Source organism: Ureibacillus xyleni, assembly GCF_900217795.1.
GTDB lineage: Bacteria > Bacillota > Bacilli > Bacillales_A > Planococcaceae > Ureibacillus > Ureibacillus xyleni.
The window spans coordinates 129,382-144,149 of sequence record NZ_OBMQ01000007.1; the positions used below are offsets into that span (position 1 = coordinate 129,382).

Consider the following 14,768-nt stretch of genomic DNA (forward strand, 5'->3'; position numbering starts at 1 on the left):
GCTACCAAATTATTCATTGCGCTTCATATCTCGGATAGCTTGGATCGATAACCTTACAAGGAGGATTGCGCATAAGAACAACCCTAAATAAGCAGCCGTATTTAAATAGATTGCATAGGCAGTATTAATAAACTGAGAAATAGCAAGTAATGCAACAGATATTAACCCAAATGTAATCCCTACCATTAAAAGGACAAACTTCGAAAATAGTTGAGTAATAAACTTTGAATTATTTTTATCAGAAAAGATATCATGATGTAAAATGACCTTTCCATCTTCCACCCGTTTGAATAACTGGTCAACTCGTCTAGGAATCTTTCTTAAGTTTGGCAAAATCAGTGCCAATTCTTCTTCTAATCGATCCTTAGTAGCAATTGGCTCTTTAAATGGCTTCTTGAATGCTTGTTTTAAATATTGATTGGAGAATTTTTTTGCTTCTTCAAAAATATTGAAAGTTGGTTCAATGATGCGAAGGGTACCATCTAAAGTGACGACAACTCGTAACGCAACGCTAACGGATGGATAAAATTGAAGACCATAATCTCGAATTACTGTAAAAATCGAATATACTAATTCATCCGTTTGAATTCGATCAACATAAGATATTTTTAAAATGATTTGGCTAATCGCTTGTTCCAAATCATGGCGGTCTACATCGTTTTTGTTTTTTACTAAAAGCGAAATACCATCAAATAATATTGATGCGTCTCGTTGTTGAATGCCAATAAAGAATAATTTTAACCCTTCTTGCTGAGTTGTAGGAAGTCGACAAACAGCACCAAAATCAAGTAACGTAATCACTTTTGTCTCTTCATCGTAATAAATATTTCCCGGGTGTGGATCTGCATGGAAAATGCCTGAAACTAAGGCTTGCTCTAAATAAGAAAACAATAATGTTTCTGCAACATCATGACAGTTTGAATTATAAAATTGATAACGATTTGACACACTTCGACCTTGTGCTAAGCCCATTATAAGAATATTTTCGTTACTGTATTGTTCGTATATTTTTGGGATATGCACTTTTAAATTACTATTTTGCATGACGTTTTTGATTTGAATCATATTACGCGCTTCGATATTGAAGTCAATTTCTTCCCTTAATGAAGCTGCAAACCCTTCTGCGATATCACGAAAACCTAAATTTTCAGCCCACTGAGATTTAGAAGAAACCCAATTCGCAAATTCTATTAAAATACTTAAATCTTCCCGCATAATTTCTTTTACTTCAGGACGTAAAAGTTTTACAACAACTTGTTCCTTTGTACTTTTTAATATTGCACGATGAACTTGTCCAATAGAAGCTGCAGCGATTGGTTTCATACTAAAATAAGAAAAAACTTCATCGATTTCCCCGGGTAAATTTTGTTTCATAATACTTTTTACTTGCTCATCTGTTAGGTGCGTTACGTTTTGCTGGAGTTTCTCCAATTCCTCAATAAAGATTGGAGAAAAAAGCTCTTTGCGTGTAGACAACACTTGACCGAACTTAATGAAGATTCCCCCGCACTGCTCAAGAGTATCTCGAAAGGCAACAGCCAATTCCCGATCAGAGTCACGGTTCCGCGCATATTTCATCGTTCGAGTAATACCATTTGTTACAGCAATTCTTAGAACGGTTCTTAATCTTTTTTGGTGTCTCCAGTATCCAATTAATCGCTTGATAAAAGATTTTTTTCCTACTACACGGCCATTGTTTTCATCCAGGGCAATCGGATCAAATAACTCGAAAAATAAATAAATGAGCATGGAAATTAAAAGCATGCTTCCTATCCAAAGCAATGTGGCAACATTCACAACACTATTTACTGTCGTGAAAGAATAATCCATTCCCCTCAAATAGGTATACCAAAAGATAAAGGTTGTGAAGGAGACACTAATAATCACAGATAAAATCCTTTTGAAAATATTCACATTTGAACCAATTAATCGTCCACTTATAAAAAAGATTATGACCGAAACAATAAAAATTTGAACGATTGGTGTAATAATGTGCATTCTCCTCACCCACTTTCTTTATGTAGTAATTGTACAATTCACCGCAACATTTACATTCCCTCTTATAGCTTTACTAATCATACAAGTTTGTTCTGCTTTAATTGCTAAACGATTTGATAGTCGAATATGTTTCTCACTATTTTCTTTTAAAGCGATTTCAACATGATGAATGATTTCTTTATAAGTTAGAGTAGAATTATTTACTTCTACAATTCCTTCAGATTTTAATGTCAAATGAGCTGGTACCTTTGACAGATCCAACATAGTTGCTAAAGAAATGAGATAACAAGTAGCCGCTGCACTTAATAACATCTCATCTGGATTAGTCCCGATACCGGGGCCATTCATTTCTTTTGGTATAGAGACTTCTGTTTTCAAATTGCCACAGGAGATTGTTCCAACCTCGTTACGTCCACCATCCCAAGTTGATTCATAGTTAAAAATATGACGGCCATTTTTTAGCATTGTCTCACTCCTTTTCTTCTTATATATAAGGAAATGAGGACTCTAATATTAAGAGCCCTCACTTAAAGCACCATTGTACTTGTTTTCACAGTTTCATTTCTCGAAGCTGAATATATAATGATTTCATTTGTGTTATTCGAAAAAACCAATCCGTGCAACTGTCCTTTTTCATAAATAGCGCCTCCACCATCAATGCCAATTTTCTTCTTGTCTGGAGAGACCCACACATCACTGGATTGGTCCGTATTTAAAAGGGGCGTTGGTGTGTGACCAAATACGACGATTTCTTTTGCTAAATGGGGGCTCGAGAAAAATTCCTCACGTATCCAAAAATAGTCGTCAAATTTAGTTTCTCTAAAGTTTTCTACTGTTGCATCGATGCCAGCATGAACAAAAAGATATGGTTCCCACAAGTAAAAACTTCTTAATTTTTTAATAAACTTAATAACATCACTATTCTTTTTTCGAATACTTTGGGTTAGTTCTTTTACGGAAAAGTTATCAGATGCGATATTGAAATCCGGCACATCATAAAAACTTTGAACCGTAGCAATGCCTCCAACCTTTTGATTGAAGTAAAATTGGGATACCTCTTCCGGCTTTTCTAACCAGTTAAGAAAAATCTGCTCATGATTTCCGCTTAAAGTAACGATGTCGTACTGCTCGGACAGCTCCATCACCTTTTGTAGAACCTTTAAACTATCCGGCCCACGATCAATGTAATCCCCTAAAAACACGAGTTGTTCCTCTTGCGGATTCCAATAATATAAAATTTTCTCTAATAAATCGTAACTTCCATGTATATCGCCAATGACAAACACTTTCTCCATTCACACACACCCCACTAACAAAGCACTTTTGAAAAAGCCATCTTGAAATATGTATTCTATATATTATTTTACCCTTCTTTTACAAATGCTCAACTATTTATACTAAACTATACCATATTTATTAAAGGATGTTTAATTCATCCAAATAAAAGAAGCCTCAACTTTTAATGTTGAAGCTTGGTTAATTGTAATGAGTAATTTTATCCCTAGTGATTTCGCTTTCTTTTGTCAAGGGTAGCACCACTTCTTTTGAAGGTGTTAATAGTAGTTTGACAGAATATTCTATTATCCCATTATTATTAACTACTTGTACAAAGGTGTTCCATTCATTTTCCCACATGTGATGTGGACCACCATTCTTAGTAGGATTATCATCTGGATTTTGTGCATACATTTCAAACCCATGGCTATCAAAGGCATCCATATAACCTTTGTTAATTAAATAACCTAAAGGAATAAAAGATTTGTTCCCCACACTTGGTCTGACATCACTTTCTTCAATACTCAATAATCTCGTAGCTTCAATCATCGCTTTTGCATTTGCAATATGAGCGTCCTTTTTTGTATTTTCAATTATGTTCCCAATAGCGGGTATTGCAATTGCCGCGATAATACCCAAAACAACGATTACAGCCAATAATTCGATTAAAGTAAGTCCTTTTTCATTTTTCATTCTATTAATTTTCATATTCTAACACCTCTTACATTGCTTTTAAATTGATAGTGTTAAAACCAATTATTGAATTGTAATATCCTCACGTGTAATATCATTCACTTTAGTTAATGGTAAAATAACTTTATTGTTATAGGTAATGAGTTTTACGTAGTATTCAATTGTGCCGTTATTATTATCTATTACTACAAATGAATCTTGTCCGTCCGCCCACTTATTATTAGCATGATCATCAAAAGCTGGTATATGCTCTTTTGTTTGTGCATAACGTTCATATCCTGGACTATCTATCTCATCAAGGTATCCTACATTTATTAAGTATCCTAATGGGACAAAAGTTCTTCTTCCTTCGCTGGGCATAATATTACTTTCAGAAATACTAAGCAATCTCGTAGCTTCTACCATTGCCCTTGCATTTCCGATATGAGCATCTTTTTTTGAGTTTTCTATCATATTACCAATTGCAGGTACCGCGATAGCTGCAATGATTCCTAAAATCACAATCACTGCAAGTAATTCAATTAATGTAATTCCCCTTTGATTTTTATGTGACTTTATAGCTTTCATAATCCACCTCTTAGTCCATCCAGAGATTTAGGAAATATCTTTTTTTGATTTACTTATACATATTATGGATATTTTATCATACTATCGAATAACATTTAACGTATTATGGAAAAACCCACCAATTGAACCAGAGTCGAATCAAGAAAAATAGACAATATTCCTGTTCTCGAGTTAATTTTGGGCGAAAAATAATACAATGGTTTTTGTCTTAATCGAGATATATAGTTCAATCAAGTTAAACTAGCAATAGTCCGTATTTCCCCACTAAACGTTTCACTCCAAACAAAAAAACACATTCTATTCAAAAACGAACAGAATGTGCTTATCCTAATTTAAATTAAGCTGGCGAACCTTACTATTTGCATCTTGCTGTATGTCTGTATATTTTGCAACTAAATCTTCAAAATTGATTGGCTTGCTAATAAAGTATCCTTGGATGCAATCACATTTTTTCATTTGTAGATAATGAAGTTGTTCAATCGTTTCAATTCCTTCTGCCACTACACTTAACTTTAAGTGCTGTGCCATGGAAATAATCATGTCAACTAACGGTTCTCGGTCTTCAATATTATTGATTTTCTGAACAAAACTTCTGTCAATTTTCAAGCAATCGATTGGAAGATCTTTTAAATATGAGAGTGATGAATATCCAGTACCAAAATCATCTATTGCAACAGTAATCCCGATTTCTTTTAAATCTTTCAGTATAGGTGTAATATAATTTGTGTTCATCGTCATGCTCTCTGTTATTTCTAATTCCAACAATTGCGGCGGTAATTTCGTTTCCTGTATAACTTCTTTTATAATATCAATAAAATTTTCTTGGAATAACTGCCCCACGGATAAATTAACTGCAACTTTGAACGGTTTCTTCACTACCTTTTGTAGCTCCATCGCCTGTCTACATGCCGTTTCAAGCACCCATCTGCCAAATGGAATAATTAACCCGGACTCTTCAGCAATCGGAATAAAGTCCATAGGCGAAATCCAACCCTTTGTAGGATGATTCCATCTAACAAGAGCTTCCATTGATCTAATTTCCCCAGTTTGTAAGTCCAACTGAGGTTGATATTGTAAAAACAATTCATTATTTTCAAGTGCTTTATATAAATCATTTTCTAACTCTACACGCTTTGTTCGTAAATTTAGCATTGAAGTTTGGTAGAACAAAATTCTTTCTGGCACTTTACCTGCTTCATACATTGCAAACTGAGCATGTTTAATTAAATTTTCACTTGAAGTAGAGTCTTTAGGATAGTGTGCAATTCCAATGTTTAAATTTCCAATTAATGAAAAGTGTTGAATATGGAACGGTGCAGCCATAATGTTTTGTAGAAGTTTACAAAGTTTCGTAATCTCCTCGTTATCTAAATGATCGTTTATATAAATAACAAATTGATCGATTCTTAATTTACTAATAAAATGTTTATCACCTATAACATTACTAATTCTTTCTGCGGCCATTTTTAACATTCGTTCAGAATAAAATGAACCTAGGGAAGATTTAATCGCTGAGATGCGGTCAAATTCCATTACAATTACCGTTTTTTGAGTCAACCCATTTACGATTGTTTTATTTAAAGTTTCAATTAAAAATCGTTCATTAGGCAATGATGTTATTTCATCATAATAAGCCATTTGATGCATTTCTTTTCTTGAATGTTCAAGATGTGCATTTGCTTCACGCATACTTTTAAATGGAAATTCAACAGTTGTATAATACACAGCTCTAAAAATTACGATAAATGAGAAGAATTGGAACAAATGACCTGTAAAATTATAAATGTCATAAACATCTTTATATGTTGTAAAAAATATATCACTAAAAATTATGTATATGGATGCTGTAATAAATAATAAACTTCTTCTTTGTGCAATTTTAACTTGTTTGATTAAATAAATAATCAAGATAATCTGTACAACGAGTGCTGTATACTGGAGTGTGTTTTTTAATAAAGTTGTGCCGATTCCCTCAACAACTAATGAAGGTAAAATTTTATTAGGCATATAAATTATAAAAATAAATGCTAAAGTAAGTATTAGTGAAATACCAAAGACTACATTTCTTGCTTTAGGTGTACTATTTTTTACTTTTAACACCATAACTGCAAATATGCCAATAGATAATAATAATCGTGTCACTATATAAAACCATGTTGCTTGGTAAGGACTACTATCCATAATAAAAAACGGCATACCTTTATAGGAAATGGTATGGAAAATTGTTAGAATTGCAACTGCAAGAAATAAAGCACCTAAGTAGATATCTTTATTTATTAAATTAAAACGTGTTGTTAACCATAGCTGAGCAGCAATCGACATCGAAACAATTGCACTTAATAATTCAATTACTAAATGAATCGAAGTATAATTTTTCTCTCCAAATATTCCGTATAATTGTTCACTAAAAAGTACAACGAATAATATTAATAGGAGGGAAAGTGAGATATAAAGAGAAATATTTCTAAAGTATTTACGATCAAATGTTTTTGTCATATGTATCTCTCCGTAATTAATTTGCAATCTTACATAATTCTTACAAAAACTTATTTATTATTTTCATCATATCAATTTACTGAACGAATTAAAATACTTTTCGATTAACATTTTTAAATGGTATAGAAAATTAATAATATTCATAAAAATAACCATTTAAAGTAGAAATAAATACCTTTTTCACAAGGAAAGATCCCCCTAAAATGCTAATTCCAAAATATTCTTTAAATTGAAGAGAGAAAAAAGTAGACAGAACTAAATTTATCATGTATATTATAGAAAGTAATTATATCGCTTCTATCTAATGAATTCACATGTTACAAAAAGTAATCGTGATCGTTCGGTACTTTTTGTAATGTGTGAATTTTTTTTAGTATTAGAAGTATTTAATTATGGAATAAATTTTTGGAGGTCTATTTAAATGACACAAGGTACAGTAAAATGGTTTAACTCAGAAAAAGGTTTTGGATTTATCGAAGTTGAAGGTGGAAACGACGTATTCGTACACTTCTCTGCTATCCAAGGCGAAGGTTTCAAATCTTTAGAAGAAGGTCAAAAAGTTGAATTCTCAGTAGAAGAAGGAAACCGTGGACCACAAGCTTCTAACGTAGTAAAACTTTAATCCTTAAATAATCAAAGGACAATTTCAAATTTGAAATTGTCCTTTTTTTTATTCCTCTTCCTCTTTATCAAACCATAGTAATTCTTTGTCATCCACATCACCATTATAATTAATTAATATCTCTTCCCCTGCTTTTATATCTTTATAAGCAAAGAAATCAAATGTGTGGTTGTCAAAGTTTATCTCATATGTCGCATTTGGTTCATATGAGTGGTTAAACAACATCCCATAGCCAAGAAGGATCGCAGTATGGTTTATGCCGTACTCAAAAGCATAGTCCGCAAGTAATGTCTTTTCAATGTGTTCATGTTGTTCGTTCGGATAAGCTATTACAGGGGCTTTATGTAATAGCTCTCCCTTTTTAATGTCGCGTGTTGCAAATACCCCTCTATTGAATTCTCCATCACTTAAGGGTGAACTTTTTACTTCTATCATAATATTCTCCTACTTACATTTAAATTTCTTCTTACTATAACACGAAATTGACCTTTGAGCTTGATATTTACATTATTTTAATCATTTGAACATTGTTTCTTCCAATATTTTTCGCAGCATATAGCGCTTGGTCTGCTATTCGTATCGCTTGTTTCAAAGCCTCACTTTGATTATCGTTTGTAAGTTGTATATTGGAAACGCCAAAACTAGAAGTAACGGAAATTATTTGGTCTTCCACACGAATCATACAATCCGAAATCGTTCTTCTAATTGATTCTGCTAGTTGATATGCTTCCCCTATCTCTAATGATGGTAAAAAGATGATAAACTCCTCTCCACCGTAACGTCCAATTAAATCGTGTGGTCCTATAAGACTCTTTGCCAATTTTGCCACTTCTGTTAGTACGATATCTCCAGCATCATGACCATATGTATCATTAATATTTTTAAAGCGATCAATATCAAACAATATCAACGACGCAACATTTTGTTGTGTTATAAGTCCAAGTTTATTTGTAGATTGCTCCAAAAAATAAGTCCGATTATAAATATTTGTTAAACCATCAAAGCTTGCAAGTTGCTTGAGTTTCTTTTGCATTTCAACTCTATCTGTCATATTTACAAAGGTAATAATATTCCCAATTGGAGTCCCACTTTTATTTACTATTGGAGAAAATCGAACTTGGTAATAGGTGCTTTCGTTATTATTAATAAACTCATAGTCACAATCTTCACCACATTGGATAAGGTTTGCAAGTTTTTCATCTTCGGCTAGTATTGTTTGTATTTCCTTACCAATGGAAAATGAGTTTAACATAGGTAGCACTTGTAAAACGGATTGATTATAGTCAAGTATTGCTCCATGTTCATTAATTACAACAACACCCTCTAACATATTTTCAAACACACTTTCCCTTGCAATAGGAAGTACATTAAACATTTGAAATGAGAATAGTGCAATACCATGAAGAATAAAAGATACACTCATCGAAACAGGACCAAGATCAATTCCATATGGGCTTAATTCATTTAAATAAAAAGTGTTAGCAAAAACAGGAACGAGCAATCCTAAAACCATTGTAAGTATTTGCATTTTAAAACGAAATAACGATTTCTTTAATTGCATTAATAAAATTACTACACTCAACGACAAACATAGAAAGAGGAACAAAGAATGGACATAAAAAAATGGTCCATATTCCATTTGTGCAATAGGAAATGGTGTACCCTCTCGTAAAAAAATTGATTTGTAATATAAGTGATGTAATCCATTCGTGTGGTGAGTAAATACAGTGATTAATGGAATGAAGAGTAAGACCGATAAGAGCATTCGATGTATTTTTATGCCCACATAATCTAAACACATTAATAAGATAAAGCTAGGAATAAACGGCATCACATAATATTCGATACTTATCCAAAACTTTATTTCTTTTAACGAAGAACTCGCCAACTCTAATGCATAGGCAAATGTAAATATTGCCGACAATAAGGTGACCATTGAATAATGCTTAGCACCTGGAGCATTTTTTAACTTAAAATACGAAAATAAGCATAACGATAAACTTAAAACAGTAGCAAAAACATTTAACAGAATATACAATAATAACTCTTCATTCATACATTTTCTCCTAATTTTAAATAACGCTGTAAATTATAATACTGCTAAATTATAACGAGTGGAACTTATTTTTTTAAAACTAGTCATTAGATATCGAACTTCCAATCGTGAAAGGACTAAATGAGCACGTTCATCCATAAGAGTAACAAAGCCCATTTCCCAAATGAGAAGTGGGCTTTTCATTATGACAGTTCTATTTCATCACCAATTGCTGCGTAAGCCATTGTTATTTTTTCTTTTAAATCGTCTAGAAATTGACCACGTTGATCTAGTTTGATTGACTCTTCACTAGTCCAAGTGTATTTCATCACAAAACCTGGACAGATATTCAGACGATCATAATTTTTACTTAATATTTTTTCTTGAATGCTAATATGATCTTCTGCAACAATCAAACCATCCTTTTCAAATGATTGAAATAACTCTGGAAAACCTTCCCGCTTGCATTGATGCAAAGCTGGTGCGTGTTTTTTCCAGTACTGAATATATTCATCAAAAGATAGTCTTCCTTCGAACCATAAAAGATTACTAGAACGATAAGAAACATGGAAGTTGCTAGCAAGTCCAAATCCCTTCATCTTTAATTCCTTTAATTTTTCAATATTTAAGTTTTCAAAAGTTTTCTTAGCCGCATGCATTGTATCTCCAGCAAAGAGCCATAAATGGATTTGCCAATTGTCTCCTTGACCACTCGAATCAAGCGCAATTTGTTTTACTGTATTTTTACGACTTTCAGCATAATGCTTCCATCCACGGTGATACTTCACATTCGCTGGTTCACCGCTAATAATTAAATCTTCTAATAACGCGACACATCGCTTGTTTAATAAAAACGGATTGCCTTTACAAACAGCAAATTGCGTATACGGGTTTAGATAAGAGAATTCGTGATCAACATACTCTACAAAGTCTTCTATTAATTGTTTTTCCAACCCCGAAACCATTTCGTTTAATAACAATATGTTTAACTTTTCAATAACGACACGCCATGATAGTGCACATGGATGCTCCACAATGTGTACCTCTATTTGTTCTGAAAAAGCAGGATTTAATTGACGTGACCAAATATGTTCACGAAGGGGCTTATTTTCTACGATAAAAACCCATCCTGGATCGGCAAAAATGACTCCATCATATCGCGCACCACGGTCATCATTTTCTACTTTCGTATCCTCTACAAATTTGTCATCTGAAATAATAATCGATACAACTTTTCGTCCTTCGATTTCGCTCCCCTTAAAGAGTTCATTCATATGACTTAGCTGTGTGCTCACGGATTCAATTTTTAAATCACCTAACCCAATCGACTCAATTTGTTCTTCTTCTTTCAAGTCATATTTCATAAACTCTTGGCGAACTAATTCAAAAAACATAATTTGTACTGATGGGATATTTTTCAACAGAATTAGAAAGGTTCTCGTTAACTCATCTTCATGATGATGGGGCTTATTTTTATAAGAATTAAAAACATTTAAGTGATTCACTGTAGCGCCTCCTTTAAGACCTTCAAGTAAATAGTTTCTATCGATTATCTCAAAGAAATCAAGAAATATGTAGTAATACGTTAATGAAAAGAGATGTATAAAAATAAAAAGCCGCCATTTTTTAATGACGACCTCTAAATATTACTCTATTATCTCTGTTAATTTTGTATCTTTATTTTTAATCTTTTCTATAGATTGTTCATTATAAGATTTGATATATGAATGTTTTTCACCAACAATGACTAACGCAATTGAAGCGAGTACGCCGGGAATAGCAAAAACGATAAAATTCATTTCAATCGGTAATGAAATTGACAGTAAGAATCCACCTAAAATAGGACCCATCATACCACCCATTCGTCCGATACCCGATGCCATCCCTAATGCTGTAGAACGAATATATGGTGGATAATATTGAGAAACGTAAGCTTGTACAATATTTTGTGCACCAATTGTTGCAGCACCTGCTATAGCAACTAAAACATAAATATAAAATGTATTTCCACCAAGACCAAGTAATGTTAAAGCAATAGCACCAGAAGCATACATCGGAACAAGCATTTTCTTCGATCCATATTTATCACATAGTCGACCAATAATAATTGTACCAACAATAGCTCCACCTTGAAGTGTCACTAGGAAGCCTAAACTCGAGTTTAAGCCATATCCAGCTTCAATCATTAATTTCGGTAACCATGTATTTAAACCATAAACCATTAGTAAACATGAGAAAAATGCAATCCAAAACATTAATGTGCTAAGAGCTCTTTTTTCTTTAAATAGCCCAACAACCGGAACTTTTGAAACGTCTTCCTGAATAGTTTCGATTTCTTCATTCCCATTAAAACTTAAGTTTGGATTCACTTTTTGCAGATTTTTAAATAACTCTTCTTTTCTACCCTTTCTAACAAGGAAAACTGCCGATTCTGGTAACTTCTTATACATTAATGGTAAGAATAGTAGTGGTACACCTGCAAACCAGAAGATTGACTCCCATCCTAAACTTGGCATAACAAATATTCCTAAAATCGGTGCTAGCATCCCGCCAACAGAGTAACCACATAGCACGATTGAAACTACCATACTTCTCATTTTTTTCGGTGAGTAATCTGTTAATAATGCAATAACATTCGGCATTATACCACCTAAACCAAGACCAGCAATAAAGCGGAAGATTGAAAACATTGTAGCACTTGTTGCAAATCCACAAAGTAAAGTAAATAAACTGAATAAAATTAATGAGATAGCGGTTACATTTTTACGTCCTAAACGATCAGCTAATACCCCAAAAATCATAGCGCCGAACATCATTCCAAATAACCCATAGCTCCCAATTGCTCCGGCTTCTACAGTATTTAAGCCCCACTCTTCCATTAATAATGGCACTGCAGTACCGTAAACTACTAAATCATAACCATCGAATAGAATAATAAAAAAACACCAAGCTAATAAACCGAAATGAAAGCGGTTAAATTTACTTTCAGCAATAATGTTTGCAACATTAATTCTGTTCATGATTTTCCCCCTTTAAATCTATTTTCTAGTTAATATTTAACAATATTAAAATGATATATTCTGTTATAATACAATAATATAATATTCTGAATTTCAACAAAATTCAACATTATATTAATAGATATATATCAAACCTACTGAACCAAAAACTAAAAATGTATAATAATTAAGAGAATTCACCATTAAAACAGTTAAAAATGTAAAAAACTTTTTATCATATTAGAAAAAGAAGTTCCCTATTAGAGAACTTCTTTATTGATTGAACTATCCATATTCCATTATTCTTTTAATCAAGAACTAATATAAAGGATGATTTTATGTCACAACATGATTACGTCAAACAAACATTTAAAGATATTACAACAAAACTTGAACTGGCTGATGCTCAAACGATTCAAATCCAACTACTTCGAATTCATAAGCTAGAACAGATTATGAATGAGTTAATTTCAAAGGCAACAGTACATTATGAAAAAGAAGAATATGAAAAAACTAAGAGACTATTATTTTCCCGTCACGGTGAACTATATGCACAACTAGCTAATCTTTATGTGCTAGATGAAAATTACGAAGCTGCTGAGATTAGTTTTTTAAATGCAATTTCCTATGAAGATCAACCCCATTACAATTGGGATTTTATTTTATGTATTTTGGCAAAGAACAATTTATCACCATCTACTGACGTCCGAGTAACGGTTAATTATATTACAGAGCGTAATGTGAAACGTATTTTTGAGGACATTAAGCGAATTGAAGCTTTAGTGAACAATCCAAATCTTCGCACTTTTTACCTAGATGAATGTAATAAACTGCAAAAATGGCTAACGGATTTACATAAAGAAATCTATATGCGCCCACATTTAAAGGAAGCATTATTAAAGCCGCTACGTATAACAGAAGCAATGCCGATTGAGGAAGCTTTACAACTGTTAGAGAAACTCACAGGATTGGAAGAAGTAAAGAGGCGAATTAGTCGTATTCACGATTGGATATTATATTGCGGAATGCGTAAGGAGCAAGGCCTGAAAACAGAACCTATGAATTTACATATGGTCTTTCATGGAAATCCGGGTACTGGTAAAACAACAGTTGCCCGAATTTTAGCAACAATCTATAAATCATTAGGCGTATTAGAAAGTGGACATCTTGTGGAAGTGGATCGTTCCCATTTAGTTGCTGGTTATGTAGGACAGACAGCTATTAAAACTCGGGCGAAAATTGAAGCAGCGCTAGACGGTGTTTTATTTATCGATGAGGCTTATTCACTAGTTCGAGGTTCTGATAATGATTTTGGGATGGAGGCAATTGATACCCTTGTAAAAGCGATGGAGGATTACCAACATCGTCTCGTTGTAATCTTAGCTGGATATCCTCAAGAAATGCATAGATTTTTGGAGAGTAACCCAGGCTTACAATCCCGTTTTAAATATCATATTAACTTCCCAGATTACTCGAAAGATGCATTGCTCGATATTTTGCAAACAATGCTACTTGAACGCCAATATCGTCTAGATGAGAAAGCAATCCCATACGTTCAGCAACTACTTGACCACGCCATTTCACAACATCCTGAAAAACACGGAAATGGACGACTTGTTCGTAATTTACTGGAGGAGTTAATATTTACGAAAGCAACCTATGCCGTTCAAAAACTAGATAAAACACCGCTAGATTTACTAACAATCGATATTGTAAAACAAGTAGTACTGTAAATAGGATAAAAAGCTGAGCTCTTTATAAAGTTCAGCTTTCATCCAAAATTCCGGTCCAAAAATAACACCACATAACTTGCTGCACAAAGATAAATCGCAATACGAGTTACAATATATATAACTGATTCATTAAATGTTAGTTTTCTTTCCTTCCTCGTTTTTTTAAAATGTCGATAATAATAAATTGAACAAAGCGCTAAAATAATTGCCGATAATTGAAAAATGTTCTCCAATATAAAAATCATACATCACTCCTCACCCATTTAATACCAATATAAGTATTGCAACATCCCTTTTAACAAACAATCCCTCCTAGTAAAAGGTATGTCCATTGTCTAAAGGAATAACAC

13 protein-coding genes are annotated in these 14,768 nt (G+C 32.9%); 2 read left to right on the forward strand and 11 right to left on the reverse strand.

Features of this window, described 5'->3' with window-relative positions:
- Positions 1-9: 9 nt before the first annotated feature.
- The 6 genes from CRO00_RS11795 to CRO00_RS11820 all read right to left on the reverse strand — a co-directional run bounded on the left by CRO00_RS11795 (position 10) and on the right by CRO00_RS11820 (position 7,029).
- Positions 10-1,998: an ABC1 kinase family protein gene (locus CRO00_RS11795; RefSeq protein WP_097073870.1), complete on the reverse strand. Its 1,989-nt coding sequence runs from the start codon at positions 1,996-1,998 to the stop codon at positions 10-12.
- Positions 1,999-2,016: 18 nt separating this feature from the next.
- Positions 2,017-2,463, reverse strand: a complete 447-nt coding sequence (locus CRO00_RS11800; RefSeq protein ID WP_097073871.1) for an SACOL1771 family peroxiredoxin — start codon at positions 2,461-2,463, stop codon at positions 2,017-2,019.
- Positions 2,464-2,525: 62 nt separating this feature from the next.
- Positions 2,526-3,293 (reverse strand): metallophosphoesterase family protein, encoded by a 768-nt coding sequence (locus tag CRO00_RS11805; RefSeq protein ID WP_097073872.1) that lies wholly within the window; start codon positions 3,291-3,293, stop codon positions 2,526-2,528.
- 181 nt (positions 3,294-3,474) lie between these two features.
- Positions 3,475-3,981 (reverse strand): type II secretion system protein, encoded by a 507-nt coding sequence (locus tag CRO00_RS11810; RefSeq protein WP_097073873.1) that lies wholly within the window; start codon positions 3,979-3,981, stop codon positions 3,475-3,477.
- A 48-nt stretch (positions 3,982-4,029) separates the two neighbouring features.
- Positions 4,030-4,533 carry a type II secretion system protein gene (locus CRO00_RS11815; protein WP_097073874.1) on the reverse strand — a complete coding sequence of 168 codons (504 nt, stop codon included), beginning with the start codon at positions 4,531-4,533 and terminating at the stop codon, positions 4,030-4,032.
- A 327-nt stretch (positions 4,534-4,860) separates the two neighbouring features.
- Entirely contained in the window at positions 4,861-7,029 is a 2,169-nt protein-coding gene (locus CRO00_RS11820; RefSeq protein WP_097073875.1) for a bifunctional diguanylate cyclase/phosphodiesterase, read from the reverse strand.
- A 421-nt stretch (positions 7,030-7,450) separates the two neighbouring features.
- On the opposite strand from CRO00_RS11820, the gene CRO00_RS11825 reads away from it, so the two are divergent.
- Complete coding sequence (locus tag CRO00_RS11825) at positions 7,451-7,651, forward strand: cold-shock protein (protein ID WP_097073876.1); 201 nt, start codon at positions 7,451-7,453, stop codon at positions 7,649-7,651.
- 48 nt (positions 7,652-7,699) lie between these two features.
- Here CRO00_RS11825 and CRO00_RS11830 read toward each other — a convergent pair whose 3' ends face one another.
- The 4 genes from CRO00_RS11830 to CRO00_RS11845 form a co-directional block, all read right to left on the reverse strand.
- Entirely contained in the window at positions 7,700-8,086 is a 387-nt protein-coding gene (locus CRO00_RS11830; RefSeq protein WP_097073877.1) for an SET domain-containing protein, read from the reverse strand.
- A 67-nt stretch (positions 8,087-8,153) separates the two neighbouring features.
- On the reverse strand, positions 8,154-9,707 hold the full coding sequence (locus tag CRO00_RS11835; RefSeq protein ID WP_097073878.1) for a histidine kinase N-terminal 7TM domain-containing diguanylate cyclase: 1,554 nt from the start codon (positions 9,705-9,707) through the stop codon (positions 8,154-8,156).
- 182 nt (positions 9,708-9,889) lie between these two features.
- The gene (locus tag CRO00_RS11840; protein ID WP_237658401.1) at positions 9,890-11,191 is read right to left on the reverse strand and encodes a hypothetical protein; all 1,302 of its coding nucleotides are present in this window, start codon (positions 11,189-11,191) and stop codon (positions 9,890-9,892) included.
- A gap of 141 nt (positions 11,192-11,332) precedes the next feature.
- The gene (locus CRO00_RS11845) at positions 11,333-12,706 is read right to left on the reverse strand and encodes an MFS transporter (RefSeq protein WP_097073879.1); all 1,374 of its coding nucleotides are present in this window, start codon (positions 12,704-12,706) and stop codon (positions 11,333-11,335) included.
- Between the two features lie 317 nt (positions 12,707-13,023).
- Between CRO00_RS11845 and CRO00_RS11850 the strand changes: the two genes are divergently transcribed.
- Positions 13,024-14,418: an AAA family ATPase gene (locus CRO00_RS11850; RefSeq protein WP_097073880.1), complete on the forward strand. Its 1,395-nt coding sequence runs from the start codon at positions 13,024-13,026 to the stop codon at positions 14,416-14,418.
- Between the two features lie 38 nt (positions 14,419-14,456).
- Here the strand turns inward: CRO00_RS11850 and CRO00_RS11855 are convergent, their stop codons facing one another.
- Complete coding sequence (locus tag CRO00_RS11855) at positions 14,457-14,663, reverse strand: hypothetical protein (protein WP_097073881.1); 207 nt, start codon at positions 14,661-14,663, stop codon at positions 14,457-14,459.
- Positions 14,664-14,768: the final 105 nt, after the last annotated feature.

Coding starts and splice junctions, on each gene's coding strand:
- CRO00_RS11810 (WP_097073873.1), bottom strand. CDS start 3,981: ATGAAAATTAATAGAATGAAAAATGAAAAAGGACTTACTTTAATCGAA.
- CRO00_RS11845 (WP_097073879.1), bottom strand. CDS start 12,706: ATGAACAGAATTAATGTTGCAAACATTATTGCTGAAAGTAAATTTAAC.
- CRO00_RS11800 (WP_097073871.1), bottom strand. CDS start 2,463: ATGCTAAAAAATGGCCGTCATATTTTTAACTATGAATCAACTTGGGAT.
- CRO00_RS11835 (WP_097073878.1), bottom strand. CDS start 9,707: ATGAATGAAGAGTTATTATTGTATATTCTGTTAAATGTTTTTGCTACT.
- CRO00_RS11805 (WP_097073872.1), bottom strand. CDS start 3,293: ATGGAGAAAGTGTTTGTCATTGGCGATATACATGGAAGTTACGATTTA.
- CRO00_RS11855 (WP_097073881.1), bottom strand. CDS start 14,663: ATGATTTTTATATTGGAGAACATTTTTCAATTATCGGCAATTATTTTA.
- CRO00_RS11815 (WP_097073874.1), bottom strand. CDS start 4,533: ATGAAAGCTATAAAGTCACATAAAAATCAAAGGGGAATTACATTAATT.
- CRO00_RS11820 (WP_097073875.1), bottom strand. CDS start 7,029: ATGACAAAAACATTTGATCGTAAATACTTTAGAAATATTTCTCTTTAT.
- CRO00_RS11795 (WP_097073870.1), bottom strand. CDS start 1,998: ATGCACATTATTACACCAATCGTTCAAATTTTTATTGTTTCGGTCATA.
- CRO00_RS11830 (WP_097073877.1), bottom strand. CDS start 8,086: ATGATAGAAGTAAAAAGTTCACCCTTAAGTGATGGAGAATTCAATAGA.
- CRO00_RS11825 (WP_097073876.1), top strand. CDS start 7,451: ATGACACAAGGTACAGTAAAATGGTTTAACTCAGAAAAAGGTTTTGGA.
- CRO00_RS11850 (WP_097073880.1), top strand. CDS start 13,024: ATGTCACAACATGATTACGTCAAACAAACATTTAAAGATATTACAACA.